At 25.6% G+C, this 570-nt stretch carries 1 protein-coding gene; it reads left to right on the forward strand.

The annotated features are described in order from the left end of the window. Positions 1–280: 280 nt before the first annotated feature. Positions 281–570, forward strand: a 290-nt coding sequence (gene rpsH, locus EDI28_RS28205) for a 30S ribosomal protein S8 (protein ID WP_164918640.1), incomplete at its 3' end; no start/stop codon positions are given.

Genomic DNA, 570 nt, shown 5'->3' on the forward strand with positions numbered 1-570 from the left:
TAGATTCTGTATCACGCATATACCCTTAATAATAAAATATTAAGAATTTAATTCATATATTAATATATAATTCGTCTATATCTATATATAAATAAAAGAAAAAGAACATGTTGATTATATCAAAATAGATTCTGTATCACGCATATACCCTTAATAATAAAATATTAAGAATTTAATTCATATATTAATATATAATTCGTCTATATCTATATATAAATAAAAGAAAAAGAACATGTTGATTATATCAAAATTATAGAACAATAAGGAATTTTAACTTATCATGGGGAAAGACACYATTGCTGAKATAATAACCTCTATACGAAATGCTGACATGMATAGAAAAGGAACGGTTCGRATAGSATCKACTAACATCACKGAAAACATTGTTAAAATACTTTTACGAGAAGGTTTTATAGAAAACGTGAGAAAGCATCCAGAAAACAACAAAGATTTTTTGGTTTTAACCCTACAACATAGAAGGAATAGGAAAGGACCATATAAAACTATTTTAAATTTAAAACGGATCAGTCGACCTGGTCTACGAATCTATTCTAACTATCAAAGAATTCC

Origin of the sequence: Photobacterium chitinilyticum (assembly GCF_004104355.1) — a bacterium.
GTDB lineage: Bacteria > Pseudomonadota > Gammaproteobacteria > Enterobacterales > Vibrionaceae > Photobacterium > Photobacterium chitinilyticum.